The organism is Cytobacillus firmus NBRC 15306 (genome assembly GCF_001591465.1).
GTDB classification, from domain to species: Bacteria; Bacillota; Bacilli; order Bacillales; family Cytobacillaceae; genus Cytobacillus; species Cytobacillus firmus.
This window is the reverse complement of the sequence record NZ_BCUY01000007.1, coordinates 58,227-74,918: the sequence shown is the minus strand read 5'-3', so window position 1 is coordinate 74,918 and position 16,692 is coordinate 58,227. Positions and strand designations below refer to the sequence as shown.

Annotated in this window: 18 protein-coding genes; 13 read left to right on the top strand and 5 right to left on the bottom strand. The window is 44.0% G+C overall.

Going from position 1 to position 16,692, the window contains the following annotated elements; genetic code table 11:
* Nucleotides 1-5: 5 nt before the first annotated feature.
* From BFI01S_RS03740 to galE, 3 genes are all read left to right on the top strand, one after another.
* A complete protein-coding gene (locus BFI01S_RS03740; RefSeq protein ID WP_061791403.1) occupies nucleotides 6-770 on the top strand; it encodes an ABC transporter ATP-binding protein in 765 nt (254 codons plus the stop codon).
* Nucleotides 745-2,607: an ABC transporter permease gene (locus BFI01S_RS03735; RefSeq protein WP_061791402.1), complete on the top strand. Its 1,863-nt coding sequence runs from the start codon at nucleotides 745-747 to the stop codon at nucleotides 2,605-2,607. Before BFI01S_RS03740 ends, BFI01S_RS03735 begins: the two co-directional genes overlap by 26 nt.
* Nucleotides 2,608-2,782: 175 nt before the next feature.
* The gene (gene galE, locus BFI01S_RS03730; RefSeq protein ID WP_061791401.1) at nucleotides 2,783-3,775 is read left to right on the top strand and encodes a UDP-glucose 4-epimerase GalE; all 993 of its coding nucleotides are present in this window, start codon (nucleotides 2,783-2,785) and stop codon (nucleotides 3,773-3,775) included.
* On the opposite strand, the gene galU is transcribed toward galE, so the two are convergent.
* Nucleotides 3,770-4,630, bottom strand: coding sequence for a UTP--glucose-1-phosphate uridylyltransferase GalU (gene galU, locus BFI01S_RS03725; protein ID WP_061791400.1), 861 nt, complete (start codon nucleotides 4,628-4,630; stop codon nucleotides 3,770-3,772). The genes galE and galU overlap by 6 nt on opposite strands.
* A 125-nt stretch (nucleotides 4,631-4,755) precedes the next feature.
* Here galU and BFI01S_RS03720 point away from each other — a divergent pair, with 125 nt between their 5' ends.
* The 4 genes from BFI01S_RS03720 to BFI01S_RS03705 all read left to right on the top strand — a co-directional run bounded on the left by BFI01S_RS03720 (nucleotide 4,756) and on the right by BFI01S_RS03705 (nucleotide 8,885).
* Nucleotides 4,756-6,435, top strand: a complete 1,680-nt coding sequence (locus BFI01S_RS03720) for a DUF6044 family protein (protein ID WP_061791399.1) — start codon at nucleotides 4,756-4,758, stop codon at nucleotides 6,433-6,435.
* A 17-nt stretch (nucleotides 6,436-6,452) separates the two neighbouring features.
* Nucleotides 6,453-7,490, top strand: a complete 1,038-nt coding sequence (locus BFI01S_RS03715; protein WP_061791398.1) for a glycosyltransferase family 2 protein — start codon at nucleotides 6,453-6,455, stop codon at nucleotides 7,488-7,490.
* Entirely contained in the window at nucleotides 7,444-7,881 is a 438-nt protein-coding gene (locus BFI01S_RS03710; RefSeq protein ID WP_061791397.1) for a GtrA family protein, read from the top strand. The genes BFI01S_RS03715 and BFI01S_RS03710 overlap by 47 nt, the downstream gene beginning before the upstream one ends.
* 803 nt (nucleotides 7,882-8,684) lie before the next feature.
* The gene (locus tag BFI01S_RS03705; RefSeq protein WP_009335135.1) at nucleotides 8,685-8,885 is read left to right on the top strand and encodes a cold-shock protein; all 201 of its coding nucleotides are present in this window, start codon (nucleotides 8,685-8,687) and stop codon (nucleotides 8,883-8,885) included.
* 95 nt (nucleotides 8,886-8,980) lie between these two features.
* Here the strand turns inward: BFI01S_RS03705 and BFI01S_RS03700 are convergent, their stop codons facing one another.
* Nucleotides 8,981-9,808 carry a MerR family transcriptional regulator gene (locus BFI01S_RS03700; protein ID WP_061791396.1) on the bottom strand — a complete coding sequence of 276 codons (828 nt, stop codon included), beginning with the start codon at nucleotides 9,806-9,808 and terminating at the stop codon, nucleotides 8,981-8,983.
* Between the two features lie 99 nt (nucleotides 9,809-9,907).
* Between BFI01S_RS03700 and norA the strand changes: the two genes are divergently transcribed.
* Nucleotides 9,908-11,107, top strand: a complete 1,200-nt coding sequence (gene norA, locus BFI01S_RS03695; protein ID WP_061791395.1) for a multidrug efflux MFS transporter NorA — start codon at nucleotides 9,908-9,910, stop codon at nucleotides 11,105-11,107.
* Nucleotides 11,108-11,136: 29 nt separating this feature from the next.
* On the opposite strand, the gene BFI01S_RS22870 is transcribed toward norA, so the two are convergent.
* Nucleotides 11,137-11,286: a hypothetical protein gene (locus tag BFI01S_RS22870; RefSeq protein ID WP_156478325.1), complete on the bottom strand. Its 150-nt coding sequence runs from the start codon at nucleotides 11,284-11,286 to the stop codon at nucleotides 11,137-11,139.
* A gap of 215 nt (nucleotides 11,287-11,501) precedes the next feature.
* Between BFI01S_RS22870 and BFI01S_RS03690 the strand changes: the two genes are divergently transcribed.
* The 3 genes from BFI01S_RS03690 to BFI01S_RS03680 all read left to right on the top strand — a co-directional run bounded on the left by BFI01S_RS03690 (nucleotide 11,502) and on the right by BFI01S_RS03680 (nucleotide 13,820).
* A complete protein-coding gene (locus BFI01S_RS03690) occupies nucleotides 11,502-11,879 on the top strand; it encodes a VOC family protein (RefSeq protein ID WP_061791394.1) in 378 nt (125 codons plus the stop codon).
* A 180-nt stretch (nucleotides 11,880-12,059) separates the two neighbouring features.
* A complete protein-coding gene (locus BFI01S_RS03685) occupies nucleotides 12,060-12,500 on the top strand; it encodes a GreA/GreB family elongation factor (RefSeq protein ID WP_061791393.1) in 441 nt (146 codons plus the stop codon).
* 198 nt (nucleotides 12,501-12,698) lie between these two features.
* On the top strand, nucleotides 12,699-13,820 hold the full coding sequence (locus tag BFI01S_RS03680) for an NADH-dependent flavin oxidoreductase (RefSeq protein WP_061791392.1): 1,122 nt from the start codon (nucleotides 12,699-12,701) through the stop codon (nucleotides 13,818-13,820).
* Nucleotides 13,821-13,915: 95 nt separating this feature from the next.
* Here BFI01S_RS03680 and BFI01S_RS03675 read toward each other — a convergent pair whose 3' ends face one another.
* The gene (locus BFI01S_RS03675; protein ID WP_061791428.1) at nucleotides 13,916-14,377 is read right to left on the bottom strand and encodes a FixH family protein; all 462 of its coding nucleotides are present in this window, start codon (nucleotides 14,375-14,377) and stop codon (nucleotides 13,916-13,918) included.
* 25 nt (nucleotides 14,378-14,402) lie between these two features.
* Nucleotides 14,403-15,773 (bottom strand): PepSY-associated TM helix domain-containing protein, encoded by a 1,371-nt coding sequence (locus tag BFI01S_RS03670; protein ID WP_061791391.1) that lies wholly within the window; start codon nucleotides 15,771-15,773, stop codon nucleotides 14,403-14,405.
* Nucleotides 15,774-15,969: 196 nt separating this feature from the next.
* Between BFI01S_RS03670 and BFI01S_RS03665 the strand changes: the two genes are divergently transcribed.
* A complete protein-coding gene (locus BFI01S_RS03665) occupies nucleotides 15,970-16,491 on the top strand; it encodes a S1C family serine protease (RefSeq protein ID WP_235831091.1) in 522 nt (173 codons plus the stop codon).
* Entirely contained in the window at nucleotides 16,488-16,688 is a 201-nt protein-coding gene (locus tag BFI01S_RS23880) for a peptidylprolyl isomerase (protein WP_061791390.1), read from the top strand. Before BFI01S_RS03665 ends, BFI01S_RS23880 begins: the two co-directional genes overlap by 4 nt.
* Nucleotides 16,689-16,692: the final 4 nt, after the last annotated feature.

Genomic DNA, 16,692 nt, shown 5'->3' with positions numbered 1-16,692 from the left:
TTGTGATGCTAAAAGTAAAACAAGTAAGCAAGATTTATGAAGGAAAGATCGCCTATCGTGCGTTAACGGATATTAACTTAACGATTGAAGAAGGTGAGTTTGTCGGAATCATGGGTCCTTCGGGAAGCGGGAAAACAACGCTGCTAAACATGATTGCCACCATTGATGAACCGACAACAGGGGAAATCCTGATTAATGAAAGAAATCCACATGTCTTAAAAAAAGAGGAGCTGGCTCAATTCCGGCGCCGTGAACTGGGATTTGTATTTCAGGACTTTAACCTGCTTCATACCTTGACAGTTGAAGAAAATATGGTCCTTCCGCTGACATTGGACGGAAAAAAAGTGAAGGAAATGAAGGAGAAAGCGTATCAAATTGCTGAAAAATTGGGGATTGCCGGCATTATGAATAAACGAACGTATGAAATTTCGGGGGGACAGGCGCAAAGAGCGGCTGTGGCAAGAGCGATGATTCATACACCAAAGCTTCTACTCGCCGATGAACCTACAGGGAATTTGGATTCCAAGTCTTCCAAGGATGTAATGGAAATGCTTGAATCGATTAACCAAACAGAGAAGACTACTATGATGCTTGTCACACATGATGCGCAGGCAGCGAGCTATTGCAACCGGGTCATCTTCATTCGGGACGGAAAGTTCTATTCGGAGATTCACCGCGGAGATAACCGCCAGGCCTTTTTCCAAAAGATCATCGATACACTTTCGCTGCTGGGAGGGGATGCACATGACCTTTCGTCAGTTCGCGTTTAATAACGTTATTCGCAATAAACGGCTGTATGCAGCCTATTTTCTCAGCAGTTTATTTACGGTCATGGTCTTCTTTACCTTCTCCATTTTTGCAAATCATCCTGCATTAAGCGGGGAGGCGATGAACTCAACCGTCACAAAGGGAATGAATGCAGCTGCCGGAATTATCTATGTGTTTTCGTTCTTTTTTGTGTTGTATTCAATGAGCTCATTTTTGCAGTCCAGAAAAAGGGAATTCGGCTTATTAATGATACAGGGCATGAGCATGAAGCAAATCCGCCTCATGGTCTTTTTGGAAAATATGCTGATTGGCTTATTGGCAACCGTTGGCGGTATTCTTCTGGGCCTTGTGTTTGCAAAAGGGATTTTGCTGCTGGCTGAAAATGTGCTGATTATTGAACGTACGCTTTCTTTTTATTTTCCAGTGAAAGCCATCCTGGTTACCTTTATTTCTTTCATCATTTTATTTTTCTTTATTTCCTTGTTTGTCACGTATGTTCTGCGCAGCAAAAAGCTGATTGAATTAATTAAAGGAAATAAGATGTCAAAGGGCGAGCCGAAAGCGAATCTTTTCTTAACGATGCTGGCGGTCCTTTTATTAGGAGCGGGGTATGCAGCTGCCTTACTTGCAAAAGGTGTGATGGTAGTAGCGGCCATGGTGCCGGTGATCATCGTTGTTTGCATTGGGACATACCTGTTATTTACGCAATTAAGCGTATTTATCATTAGACGATTAAAGAAGAATGAGCGGGTTTTCTGGTTTAAGACCAATATGCTGCTGTTTTCTGACTTAGCCTTCCGCATGAAGGATAATGCGCGGACATTCTTCATGGTGGCCATGGTTTCAACGGTTGCCTTCAGTGCAATCGGCACGCTGTTCGGATTTCAGACCGTTTTGACCTCCAGTATCAAAGATCTGAATGCCACAACGTTTTCCTATAAAACGAGTGAAGACCAAGAAGAGAAAAATGTTGCGGCTATCAACCGAATATTAAAGGAAGAAAACATTGAAACCGAATCGGCACATACTGTATTGCAGAGCTTTGAAGTGGGCGGAAGTTCCACTCAGATTGCCAGCCAATCCGATTTTAACCGTTTTGCCTCCCTAATTGGCGAAGATCCCGTTACTTTAAAAGAAGGACAAGTAGTGGTGGTGGAGTATGCAGGCACCAACCTCGGGCAATCGAAGGACCTCATGAATGAAACCATTACACTGACGTCCGGCACAGTTTTGAAACCGAAAGAAGCTATTCATTCGAAAGCCCTGCCGGCAATAGATTCCTATTTTATCATGTCTGATGAAGACTTTAAAAAGCTTCCTGAACCGACTTGGGAAGAAAGCTATTATGCCTGGCAGGCAACAAATGGCGAGGAACGGGTAATGGCTGCTTCTGAAAAGCTCTACAAGGAACTGCCAAGATATGAAATTACATCCGTAGAATACGAAATAAATGAAATAATGAAAGGCTACGGGCCCATATTATTTGTCGGTCTGTTTATCGGAATTGTCTTTTTCGTATCAGCCGGCAGCTTCCTATACTTCAGGCTTTACATGGACCTGGATGAAGATAAACAAAAATTCAGGTCGATATCTAAGATGGGGCTGACCGGTAAAGAGCTGAAAAAGGTCTTAAACAGACAGACGATGATTCTGTTTTTCGCCCCTATCCTCGTCGCTCTTATTCATGGTGCTGTGGCCCTGACTGCGTTATCAAATCTATTCTACTTTAACTTGTTTAAAGAATCTGTCGCTGTTCTGAGTGTTTTCCTGGCCATCCAGGTTGTTTACTTCTTCATAGTGCGCTTTTTCTATACGAAGCAGATTCAGGCGGCGGTCTGATTAATGATTGAATTAAATATTCAGGATATAACAGAGCATTCATATTTTTGAAGTTAATTATTGAATAGGGGGTATTCACTGCGGCAGGCTTGTACTGCCGCTTTTCTTATATATCATACTCAAGATCCCACCTGCATATAGAAAAGGGAACGAAACTATATGCAGGAGTGATGGAATGGCAATTTTGGTTACTGGAGGAGCAGGTTATATTGGTTCGCATATTGTAGATCTTCTCATGCGAAAAGGGTACAAAACAGTAGTTGCCGATAATTTGACTACTGGCCATAGAAAGGCGGTCCATCCGAAGGCAGTTTTCTATGAGGGGGATATCAGATCGCAGGATTTTCTAAATAGTGTCCTTTGCCGTGAGCGTATAGAGGGAGTATTTCATTTTGCGGCGTCATCCCTTGTAGGGGAATCGATGAAAGATCCGCTAAATTACTATAATAATAATGTACTTGGTTCTCTTAGCCTTTTAAAGGCTTTGGAAGCGCATAAGGTAAAAAAGCTGGTGTTTTCGTCAACAGCAGCCGTATATGGGGAGGCGAAAAGCCAGCCAATACGGGAAGATGCGCCGCTTTCGCCTGCAAGCCCGTATGGTGAGACGAAGCTTGCCGTTGAACGGATGCTCCATTGGTGGGCGCAGGCATCAGGAGCAAGGTTCGTGTCGCTCCGTTATTTTAATGCTGCAGGGGCAAAGGCTTCAGGGGAGATGGGCGAGGACCATCAGAATGAGACACATTTAATCCCGATCATCCTGCAGGCGGCACTTGGAAAAAGAGAATCGGTCTCCATTTTTGGGGATGACTATCCAACAAAGGATGGTACCTGCATAAGGGACTATATACATGTAGAGGATTTGGCAGAAGCCCATCTGCTGGCACTCCGGTACCTGGAAGATGGAGGGGAAAGCACTGTGCTTAATCTGGGGGGAAGCAAAGGGATATCTGTAAAAGAGGTGATCGAAGCTGCAGAAGAGGCAACAAATAGATATGTTAATGTAACGATTGCTCCCCGAAGGCCAGGAGATCCGGCAGAACTGGTTGCCTCATCTGAGAAAGCAAGGTTAATGCTGAACTGGAAGCCGCAAAAAACTAGTATCCGCCAGATCGTCGAGGATGCCTGGAGCTGGCACAGATCCCATCCTGACGGATATCACAAATCATAAGCGGGCTTGCCTTAAGTATAGTGAAAGCTTTTCCTTCAGCTCAGGTCTTTGCAGGGCATAATCAATCGAGGCTTTAAGAAAGCCGAATTTATCTCCAATATCATAACGGCTTCCCTGAATCAGGTAGGAATAAATTTTTTCCCGGCGAAGCAAGGCATGGAGAGCGTCTGTCAGCTGCAGCTCGCCTTTGCTGTCCGGGCTTCCGTTCTCAAGCATGTCAAATATTGCAGGTGTTAAGATATAGCGGCCAATAATGGCATGTGCAGAAGGGGCTTTTTCAGCAGAAGGTTTTTCCACAAGGCTATTCACTTTGTATAATGGGCCCCTCTGTTCCGAATAGCCTACAATTCCATATTTATTGACTTCAGACAGAGGAACCTCACTGCATCCAAGGATGCTTGCCCCCGTTTGATTATATTGCTCAATCATTTGCAGCATGGCAGGTGGTTCTCCGTCGATGATATCATCGCCAAGGAGGACGGCAAACGGTTCCCTTCCAATGAACTTTCTCGCGCATAAAATGGCGTGCCCCAATCCTAGCGGCTCCTTTTGCCTGACATAATGGATATCCGCCAGATTGGTGATTTCGCGCACTTCCTCAAGCATTTCAAGCTTTCCGCTTTTCTGCAGCAGCAGCTCCATTTCAACCGATTTATCAAAGTGGTCTTCAATGGCCCGTTTGTTTCTCCCCGTTATGATGATAATATCTTCAATTCCTGAAGCAATGGCTTCCTCCACAATATATTGAATGGCGGGCTTATCGACGATGGGGAGCATTTCCTTGGGCTGTGCCTTTGTGGCCGGCAGGAAACGGGTTCCGAGCCCTGCAGCAGGAATGACCGCTTTTTTAATCATTGTAATCCGCCCCTTTCCACTTTATTTTTATGTCGGAGGAAGGTTGTATTATCCCTTCCTGAATATTTTGCCACTGTTCGTGAACCCTAAAATTGTAAATAATCTTGAACCCAGAGGTGTAGAGATTGCTTCTAAAAAAATTGGCAGCCGAGAAAAATCTCCTTATTCTGGCAGGCATTGCTTTAGCTTTATTTGTTTCCCCATTATACATATTAGGTGAAAATGCACATATCCGCGTTCATGATAATCTTGACAGCAATCTGGCGTGGTATAAAGTTCTTGCTGAAAGCGGGCAGCTTGCAGGATCAATAGATGCTGTCATTCCGCAAGTTATGAACGGAAATTTGTCCCGCAATGCGTTTGGGTCGGAATTTACATTAATTGTTTGGCTGTATGCTTTTTTTCCAACGATGATTGCTTATGCACTCAGCCAGACAATCACAAGGGTGTTTGCTTTTATCGGTATGTATTTGCTTTTGAAAAAACATTTTCTTAAAGAAGAAAAGTGGGCGCCCGTTACGATTGGGACAGCCCTCTCTTTTGCTTTCACGCCATTCTGGCCTTCCGGAATGCTGAGTACGCTTGGGATGCCGCTTGCGCTTTGGGCTTTCCTGAATATCAGGCAAGGGGAAAGGTCCTGGAGAAATGTCCTTGTCCTCACCCTGTTGCCTTTATATGCAAGCATCGTCCTTGGCTTTTTCTTTTTCCTGAGCGCCATGGGAGTTTTCTGGCTGACAGACTTGATCCGGAAAAGAACATGGAATTGGCCATTTCTCTTATCAATTATTTATATGACCGGAATCTTTTTCATCGTTGAATACAGGCTCGTTTATTCCTTCCTATTTGACGATGAGCCGAACAGCCGGGATGAATATTTCCATGCGAGGCTCACCTTTTGGCATTGCGTCAGGCTGACATTCAAGAATTTTGCTATCGGGCACCATCATGCTGCCACAATTCATACGCTGATTATTCTGCCCATCATGTTAGTGGCTCTTTTTATGGTACTGAGGAAAAAGGATTGGAAAAAAGAGAAGGTGTTTATGTTCCTGTTTTTCCTGAACTTTGCGTTATCTGCATGGTATGCCTTCTGGTTCTACAAAGGCTGGCTTCCCCTTACAGAGCGTTTTCACGTGCTTGATACTTTCAACTTTGCCAGATATCACTTTTTAAGGCCCCTGGTGGTTTATCTCCTGTTTGCGCTATCGTTAAAAATTGTTTGGTCATACGGGAGGTTATGGAGGAGGATGGTCCCTGTATTTGTGCTTGCCCAGGTGATTGCCGCGTCCTTTTTTAACGAGGAAATTCTTTTTCAGAATAAGCCAACGGTCAAGCAATTTTACGCAGAAGAGCAGTTCTCGGCTATTAAAGACTACATTGGGCTTCCTCAGGAGGATTACCGGGTCGCAAGCATTGGGCTTCATCCGGCTATTGCCCAGTATAATGGTTTCTACACGCTGGATTCCTATAATAATTTCTACCCCTTATCATACAAATATCAATTTCGAAAAATCATTGAAAAAGAGCTTGAAAAAAATAAAACCATCCGCACCTATTATGATGAGTGGGGTGGGAGATGCTATATCTTTACGGACGAGCTTGGCAAGCATTATATGTTCAAGAAGCGCACGAAAAAAAGGCTGAAGAACCTGGAATTGAATACAGACGCCTTTAAGGCCATGGGAGGCTCATATCTTTTTTCATCCGTTCCCATCGACAATGCCGAAGATAATCAGCTTGTATTGGAGAAGGTTTTTGAATCAAAAAGCTCTGTGTGGAAAATCTACCTTTATAAAGCCATATAAACCAGGAGGAATTAAGAATGAACAACCCGGTACTCACCATCGTAGTTCCTTGCTTCAACGAAGAGGAGGTACTGCCGGATACAATTGATCAGCTCGGTGGCTTGCTAATAGAATTGGTGGATGATGATCTTGTTTCGGATCAAAGCAAAATCCTGTTTGTGGATGATGGAAGCAGGGACCGGACCTGGCAGATTATCTATAAGCAGAGCCTGAATAACCCGCAAGTGAGGGGGCTGAAGCTTGCCAGAAATGCAGGACATCAGAATGCGCTGCTTGCGGGATTAACAGCAGCAGGTAAGGTTTCAGATTGCACGGTGTCTATCGATGCCGACCTTCAGGATGATATTGCCGTGATCCGGGAGTTTATCCTGAAGTTCCGGGAAGGAAATGACATTGTCTATGGAGTTAGAAGAAAGCGGGACAGTGATTCATTGTTTAAGAGAAGCACAGCACAGGGATTTTATAAGCTGATGGAAAAAATGGGAGTAGATCTTGTCTATAATCATGCTGATTTCCGCCTGATGAGCAAGCGAGCTTTGGAGGAGCTGCAGCGCTATGAGGAGGTCAATCTGTTCTTGCGCGGAATTGTGCCTATGCTGGGCTTTAAAACAGCCAGTGTTTACTATGACCGCAAGGAACGCCTTGCCGGGGAAACGAAGTACCCGCTGAAAAAAATGCTGGCCTTTTCCTTTGAAGGAATCACTTCTTTTTCCGTGACGCCGATCCGGATGGTATTGGCATTGGGGATCGGATCTTTTTTTATCAGCCTTATATTTGGCCTCTACTTTCTGGGTTTGCGCTATTTTGGAGAAACGGAAACTGGCTGGACATCGTTAATCGCCTCGATCTGGATGCTGGGAGGACTTCAGCTGACAGCCATTGGACTGGTCGGGGAATATATTGGGAAAATCTATAAAGAGACAAAACGCAGACCTAAGTTTTCGATTGAAGTAGATGCGTTTAATTTACCGATTTCCCGTCATTTGATTACGGATGGAGACCATGATGATGAGTTCGCGGACATTCATTTTGGAAAATTATCTGAAACGAACTAATACCTTTATTCGCTTTTTGATCGTTGGAACAGTCAATACATTAGTCGGGCTATCTATGATATTTATTCTGCTGGATTTAGCAGGAATGTCATATTGGACAGCTACGTTCCTGGGGAACAGTACGGGGGCGGCGGTAAGCTTTTTCCTGAACAGAACGTTCACCTTCAGGAGCGGAATCAGCATTCAAAGCAGTGCTGTGCGCTTCGTTTTGATTTTATTTCTGTGCTATATTTTATCTTATTCAATTAGCGGCATGGCTGCAGAGAGTATAAAGGGCTTTACGCTTTTCGGACATGAAGCATCGCCTGAAGAGCTTGCGGTTCTTTTGGGGGCGGGCATTTATACTGCAATCAATTATATGGGGCAGAAATACCTCGTTTTTACAAAATAGTGAAGCTAAAATGAACAGCCTGCAAAGCTGATTTGTTTTAGTGAAATGCTTGCGGTGGAGAGCGATTAGTCTCGCTTATTAAAGGCTTCCTCATTTTTCTGGGAGCTTATGTACAAATAGATTGAATTTTTATTATTATATTTCCTCTTTTAACTGACTTGAGATTCATTACGCCATCTTTTTAAGGCAACTAAGCCGGATATAGAAAATCTTGATAAAATATTGTACATGACCGCCCAGTAAAGATTAAAATGAGTTTTGTCATTTTTATGCCTGCAATTTCAGTTTGTGTAAATGGTTAACGTGCAGAACTCCACAAAAAGGGACATGCTTCTTTATACAAGCCCTGTTGATGGATTGTAAATAAAAAGCAATAGTGTTAACCTTGAACGACATAGTGTTTTTCCTATGTAAAAAGGAGCGAATACACTATGCTTAGTAAGGAAGAAAACTTACTATTCATTCGAGAACTTGGACGTTTACAGGCTGATTATGAGAACTGTAGCGATGATCAAGTATGCAACAGCATTCATCAGGATATTCGATTACTTCTTAAGGCACTATCCATGACTGCTATGAAATAAATAGCAGTTTTTTGATGCTTAATATTCGACGCTTGTGCAATGCTTATATTGAATACTTTACGACTTTCCTTGCATATAATTCTGAAAAGTGTTATGCTTATTAAGAATTATTTTTGTTCGGTGTAAAGGATAGTGTGAGTAAAAACTTTACGTCTTGATGATCACTGAGAGCAAGGATAGTAACACAATGTGTGGTTTACACACAAGGAGGCAACAAAAATGGAAAACGGTAAAGTAAAATGGTTTAACAGTGAAAAAGGCTTCGGATTCATCGAGCGTGAAGGTGGAGAAGACGTATTCGTTCATTTCTCAGCTATCCAAGGCGAAGGCTACAAATCTCTAGAAGAAGGTCAAGAAGTGACTTTCGACGTTGAGCAAGGCCAGCGTGGAGCTCAAGCAGCTAACGTTCGCAAAGCTTAATTTTAAACCAGCTCAGAGCAGGCTCTTTATGGGCCTGTTTTTTTGTGAACTTATGAGACCCCGCTCACTAATGAGCAGGGCAAATGTTTAGTATCCTATCCCTGGTCAACCTCCATCATAATTTTCGTAACATAATGCTCCTTATCATTCCGGACAACAGTATCATAAATGTACTCTTCAAATACATGCTCTCCCAAGGTTAAGCCGAGCCGTTCCATCTCTGAAAAAAGCCGCTTATAAGTATCACCGATCGTTTTTTCGCTCCCAACATGATAGCCGATGAGGAAATCCCCTTTTACGGCCCGAAAATAGGGATGGCCTTCTTTTGGATTTGGCTGCTCGATATACAAATAGCTGTAATTGGCGAATTCCCCCTTCATCACCTGCTCACGCTTCGTTATTGACCCGATCGGATAGCCTGAATCAAGCTGCGAGATCTGCAATTCATTAATAAAATCCGAGATGACCTCTACAAAATTTTCGTCCGATATATTTTGAATGTTTTTGCTTAAATAAAGGGTTGCTTCCGGCAATGGCTGAAGCATAATACGGTTAAAATCCAGATGGGAGGCCTCTTCCATTATGGCTATTTTGGCTTCAATCATTTTCTCCTTCATTTCGATTTCCTGACGCTTCTTTACAATCTCTTCTTTTTTCCGGTACATGATGGATAAAAAGCTTTCTGGCGATTTATTTTGCATGTACTGCTGTATATCGTTAAGCGACATGCCAAGATCCTTCAATAAATCAATCACAAAAAACAACTCTAATTGATGAATGGAATAATAGCGGTATCCTTTTTCATTTTTCATGACCGGTGACAAAATTCCAATCTGATCGTAATAAAAAATGGTCTGCTTGTTAACCTTGCAAAGCTTTGCGAATTCACCTGTGGTTAAATATTTTCCGTCTTTTTTACTCATTTTTTACATCACTGCCCTTGACTATATAGTTACTATATACACTAGGATAGATCGTATAAATAAATCAAGTATGACTGTTTTGTAAGGAGCATGATATAGATGAAAACACCAAAAATCACATTAGGATTATTATTGACGAATTTATTCATTGCCTTTTTGGGAATCGGCCTGGTCATTCCTGTCCTGCCTACGCTGGTGAATGAATTAGGCATAACAGGCACAACGATCGGCTATTTGACAGCCGCATTTGCCTTAGCCCAGCTGATTGTTTCCCCGTTTGCAGGGAGAGCAGCCGATAAATGGGGCAGGAAAATCATGATTGTCACCGGCCTGTTTATTTTCGGCCTATCAGAATTCTTATTCGGGATCGGCAAAGAAATCGAGGTTCTGTTTGTTTCGCGGATTTTAGGCGGGATTAGCGCGGCCTTTATTATGCCGGCCGTTACAGCCTTTATTGCGGATATTACCACGACTGAAACCCGCCCGAAGGCACTCGGGTATATGTCAGCGGCCATCAGCACCGGATTTATCATCGGTCCAGGCATCGGCGGATTTTTAGCAGAGTTCGGAACGCGGGTGCCCTTTTTCTTTGCAGGGGGATTTGGTGCGCTTGCAGCGGTGCTTTCCCTGATTTTATTAACAGAACCTGAGCGCAATGAGGATGAGGAAAATATTGAAGGAGCTGAAGCAGGAAAAAGCGGCTTCAGACGTGTGATGGAGTCAAAGTATTTCCTTGCCTTTATTCTGATTTTTATTGCCTCATTCGGGCTTGCCGCTTTTGAATCCTTTTTTAGTTTATTTGTGGATCACAAGTTTGGCTTTAAACCAGCGGATATTGCTATTGTCATAACGGGCGGAGCCATTTTTGGCGCAGTATCCCAAATCCTGCTATTTGACCGCCTCACCCGCATCTGGGGCGAAATCAAACTGATCCGCTGCAGCTTACTATTATCCAGCCTGCTTGTGTTTTTAATGACCGTTGTTCATTCCTATTTTGCGATCCTGCTTGTAACCTTTCTTGTATTTGTAGGATTCGATTTATTCCGTCCGGCTATCACTTCCTATCTTTCCAATATCGCCGGCAATGAACAGGGCTTTGTGGGCGGAATGAATTCGATGTTTACAAGCCTTGCGAATATCAGCGGACCTATTATAGGAGGGATGCTGTTTGATATCGACATTAACTATCCTTACTATTTCGCAGCTTTCGTCACTGCAGTGGGGATCGGTTTAACCCTGGTGTGGAAAAAGCCTGCAGAGAAGGCATCCAAAGTGGTGAAGGCAATCTATAAAGAGTGAATTAACGTTTAATTCACTCTTATCCATCATTACTGTTTAGCTCCATTTTCCGGGTAGGGCTGACCGTACCCTTCCACATTCCCGGCACGTTCTTTTTCATATTCTGATCCTGAACCCTGACGGTTTACTGCAGCGGAATTTGTTTTCTGTTTCTCTGATTTATTGTTCTGACGCGGCAAATCCTTCACCTCCCATACACAATTAGAGTGCTTAAAATTTGGGAAAGTATTCAGAGCGGGCCCGTCTCTCTGTTCGGACAATATAAGGGGAAATCGGTGCGGATGAGTCAGAAGCCGAGCAAACTTTGGACAGGAAAATAATAAAGGAAAAATAATACAAAGAGAGAAGTAATAGGATGGCTAAGGAAATAGGAAATTTAAAAGGAGAGATTCTAATGAGCAAGCCGCTGCTAAAAGGCGTGGAAGGAATTTTTATACCGGTCAAAAACCCTGAGCTATCAGCAGGCTGGTATGAAGAGGTATTGGGATTTCAGCTGATTTACATGGAAAAAGAGGCAGCTGTCATGCGGATTGGGGATCATGCGCAAACTGTCGTCTGCCTTGTCAGAATCAGTCCTCATCAGCCGATGAAGTTTCCGGAAAATCAGTTTGGCGTGGGAAAATATTATAACTTCATTCCGGAAGATATTGAAGAAACTCATAAGCTTTTACTTGAGAAGGGTGTAAACGTAAATCCGATTGGCGGGGAAGGGACCACGAGATTTTTTACATTCTTCGATCCTGATGGGAATCCGCTCGGGGTTTGCCAATGATCGCATAAGTCAGCTGGCTTTTCAGGTGTTTATATGCTATGTTGTTAATATATAGTAGACCTTTCTTTTATAAATGGGAAAGGTCTGCTTTTTATATATTCAAAAAAGGATGGTGCATGGAAAATGACAGTAAAATTGATGTTTTGCAGGGTGTTTGATCCGAGCAGGGGGTTATCTATTATGAACCATAGTCTAGAGGCTCTCACTGAAAAAGAATTCTTTGTTAAACAGCTGACGTATATTGATGAAAATCATCAGGACATGAATGGCCTTTACCTTTCTTCGACTCCGCTGAAGGAGCGGAGAAAGGATTTTCTCAGTGTTTATGTAAGGGAAGTAGAGCAATACATTGAGCTTTGTAATCAGGCGCCGGCGGAACAGCCTTTGCGGAAAGTATTGATTGGAACAAAGGTTACCGTATTATTTGACGGGGAGGATGATCGGGAAGTTTATCATATTTGCCTCCCGGAAGAGTCAGACCCGGATAATGGCTGTATCTCGTTCCTGTCTCCGGTTGGCAGGCAGCTTCTGTTAAAAAATCTGGGAGAAAAAACGTCACTTATGATCCCAAGCGGCCAGCTGGATGTGGTCATTGAAAATATATCCTGGGACCAGGAATAAGCCTTTAGCAGAGGGACATGGGACCTGTCCCTCTGTTCCTTCTCTGTTCCTTCTTCCTCTGTTCCATTGGGAACGGTGTGATTCAAATAATTGACTTCCTAAACTGTAACATATAACATTACAGTATTGTTTGCTGTCAGTTTATTTTACGTAAAAATTATACAAACTAGGGTTGAACGAAAAAGAGGAGTGATTTATATGAATCCAAGCTATAAACCTTTATTAGAATCTCTTCAGTTAAAAAATAATGTGGAGTTAAAAAACAGGGTGGTCCTGGCACCAATGACCAATTTCTCCTCCCATCCGGATGGAACGGTGTCAGATGCCGAGATCGATTATTATGTACGCCGTTCCAAAGGGGCCGGAATGGTGATTACGGCCTGTACATATGTGACAGCCAACGGAAAGGGATTCCATGGTGAATTTGGCGGCGATCATGACGGGATGATTCCAAGTCTTTCGAGACTGGCATCCAGCATTAAAGAACAGGGTACCAAAGCCATTCTGCAGATCTTTCATGGCGGGAGGGAATGCCCTCCTGAGCTCGTTCCAAATGGCGAAACAGTAAGTGCGAGTGCGGTTGCGTCTGAAGGGAGCAGCAATACGCCAAGAGCACTGACGGAAAAAGAAGTGGAGGATATCATTGCTGCTTTCGGCGAGACTGCCCGCCGGGCCATCCAGGCAGGCTATGATGGCGTTGAAATCCATGGCGCCAATGGCTACTTAATTCAGCAATTCTTTTCTCCGCATTCAAATCGCCGTGAGGACCAATTCGGAGGCAGCCTTGAGAAGCGCATGACGTTCCCTCTTGCTGTGGTAGATGCAGTTCAAAAAGCAGTAAAAGAACATGCAAAGGAGCCGTTCATTGTCGGATACCGTTTTTCTCCGGAAGAACCGACCGATCCAGGGATCACAATGGAAGATACTCTTCAATTAGTCGATGTGCTGTCAGATAAAGGGCTGGACTACCTTCATGTCTCCCTGATGGAGTTCTGGTCCAAGCCAAGACGCGGGGCTGATGAAGCTAAGCCGAGAATTCAGCATCTGTTAGAAAAAATTAATAACCGCCTGCCGCTAATAGGAGTAGGGTCGATCCATACTCCTGATGAAGCCGTAAAAGCAATGGAAACGGGAGTGGCCATGGTTGCTCTAGGCCGGGAACTGATTATGGAGCCGGATTGGGTGCAAAAGGTGCAGGATGGAAAAGAATCTGAAATTGCCACCACTTTATCCAAGAAGGATCAGGAGAAACTGGTTATCCCGGATCCGCTCTGGCAGGCAATTGTGAACACTCCGGGGTGGTTTCCGGTTGTGGATTAAGTGATTGGATGACAGTCCATTTATAATTATATTAAAGGGCAGAAGTGACAGCCTTTACAGTCATTTCTGCCCTTTTGTTTTTTCTCCGTCTTTCCTTAATGATGGTGACCCTGCCCCGTTTCCTGCCTGCCTGTTCCTTCTTGCAGGAAATCCAAGTCGCTTTTCGACAGCTCCCCTACAATAAACTGCTTTTGCGGCATGATCAGGCTATCGCCTTGCTGGGCATGCACTTTTACAAAGTAGAGCCCATCCTTGTCAAAGTCCTTGCTGATGCTGTAGACGCCCCCGCCCTCATTGACTGCTTCCTCCATCCCATATTGGACAGTGCCGTCCTGCTTCCAAATTTCGAAATGAACAAAATCAGCATGATCGGCCGGTTTGCCGTCCTGTGTGAGAGTGGCTTTAATTGTTTCCTGTTCTCCAGCTGTAAAAGTGTCCGGTGTTTGTATTTCCAGTTTCAGCGGAGTTTCCTGTTTGTAAAGCTCTGCTGTATTCTCATCAAGTGAACATGCACTCAGAAAAGACAGCAGCAGGATCATAAAGATATATTTTTTCACGGCATTAGACTCCCTTATCCTAAACTTACGCATTCAGAAACCTCTTCAACGCAGGTATTCTCCGGATCAAGATTAAGTCAATCATCAAAACAGCGATGATCGATAAGCCGACTAATGGGAAGAGGATTCCCATGGCAATTAACAGAAGGAAGAATCCCTTTGTGTTGTTAAACCCAGCTGTTTTGGGTGCGCCGATGTCTTTTTTCGGCTTGCGTTTGAGCCACAGATAATAGCCGCTTACCGCCACAAGGATGATGCCAAGGCAGATGAAAAAACTGATTAATTGGTTAATCAGACCAAATTGTGTTCCCTTATGAAGCGTAATTCCCCACGCGACCATTTTCCCGATCCAGCCATAATTGTCATAGCGGTAATCCGTCAAAACTGCACCTGTGTATTGATCGATATGCATCGTAATCTCATCCTGCGCTTTTGGCGGGAAGGCGGATAGAGTGTATACACCCGATTTATCCTGCGGAATATAGATTGAATAACTTGGATGCACTCCTTCACGTTCCGCAATAGATACTACATCATCAATCGGCAGGCGGATGAATCCCTGAATGTCCGAAGCAGGCACGACAAAATTTTCGGCTGCCCATGGAACATCAGCAATGTCTTTCGTTTGGATGGTTGACTGGGGTCCGCTTCCAACCCAGATCGCAGGAGGGTAACCTTGCCCGGTATTAGTTGTCATCGACTGAAAGTTCGTGCCCCAGAATCCGGACCATGGGAGTCCTGTCATGATTAAAAAGAGCATCCCGGCTGTGACCCAAAAGGCAGGTACCGCATGCAAATCTCTTCTGAATGTTTTTTTCCCTCTATTCAGACGCGGGAAAAGCACGCCACCCATGCCAGGCTTTTTCTTCGGAAACCATAAATACAGCCCCGTTACAATCAGCACAACTGCCCAGCAGGCCGCAAGCTCCACTATCCGGTCTCCCAGCGTGCCGGCCATCAGTTCCCCATGAAACTCTTCAATTTTATCTATAATCCGGTCTTCGCTGTTTAATTCCCCGAGGGACTCACCTGTATAAGGATTGATAAATACAGTAAGCGATTCATCGTTATTCACAATACCAACTTCACTGGAACGATCTGCGCTTTCCCCGGGACGGTATACCGTCACTGCTGCATCCGGATAAAGCTTCTTCGCTTCTTCAATCTGCTGTGAAGCAGAAATTTTTTCACCCTGAGGGGTGACTTGGTAATAATCCTGATACAGGACACCCTCGATTTGCGGCTTAAACAAATAGATGGCGCCGGTTACCGCAAGGATAATCAGGAATGGGGCAAATATAATGCCCGCATAAAAATGCCATCTCCAGATCGTCCTGTACAGAGCCGTGTTAGGCTGCTGCGGTTTCTGCAGTGCTGTTTCCTTAACTGATTCCATACGATTTAAGCTCCTCTTCGTCAATCTTCTTACCATATCTTAAAAGAGGAATGTGAGAAATGAATGAAGTCAGCCATTTTTTTTCAAAAAAACTCCCTTTGACATTTTCCTGACACATTGGGCCTTTAAAGTATGACTTGTAAGGCAAACGAAAACTAATTCAAATTCAAAATAGATAAGAAGGAAGTGTTCAATCATGACAGAGTTTAACGAAGAAAGCAGAACGGAAAATCGGACGTCGAAAAAACCGGTATGGAAGGGGTTCCTGTCAACCGTTGCGGCTGGTGTGCTGGGTTCGGCGCTTACGCTGACAGCCGTTCCATATTTCCAGGAGGATACGCCGCAGGCAACCGTTGCGGAAGAAACTGGACAAGCTGAAAGCTCATCCAATCTCGATGTGACGCCAGTATCTTCTTCATCCAAATCCCTGGCGGATACAATTGAACAGGCTTCGAAGGCGATTGTCGGCGTTGTGAATATGCAGCAGCAAAACAATAATCCGTTCAGCAAGCCGAGTGAAGCCGCCGAAAGCGGTACGGGTTCGGGGGTTATTTTTAAAAAGACAGATGATGCGGCCTACATTGTGACCAACAACCATGTGATTGAAAATGCAAGCGAAATTCAGGTGACGCTGCATGATGGTGAGAAGGCAACAGCAGAATTGATTGGAACCGATGCGCTGACAGACATTGCGGTGCTGAAAATCAAAGGGAATTGAAGAATAAGAAAGTTTTCTATTGGATTTTAGGCAGTGTATTAACAATCGGGGCAGCTGCAGAATTTGAAGAGGTAGCCTTCGCACTCGAACCTGGCAAAATCAGCGAACCTGTTAAAACCGAATATGGCTATCACGTAATCAAAGTGACAGAAAAGCAGGAAGCCAAAGAAGCAGCCTATGAAGATGTGAAAGAATAGGTTA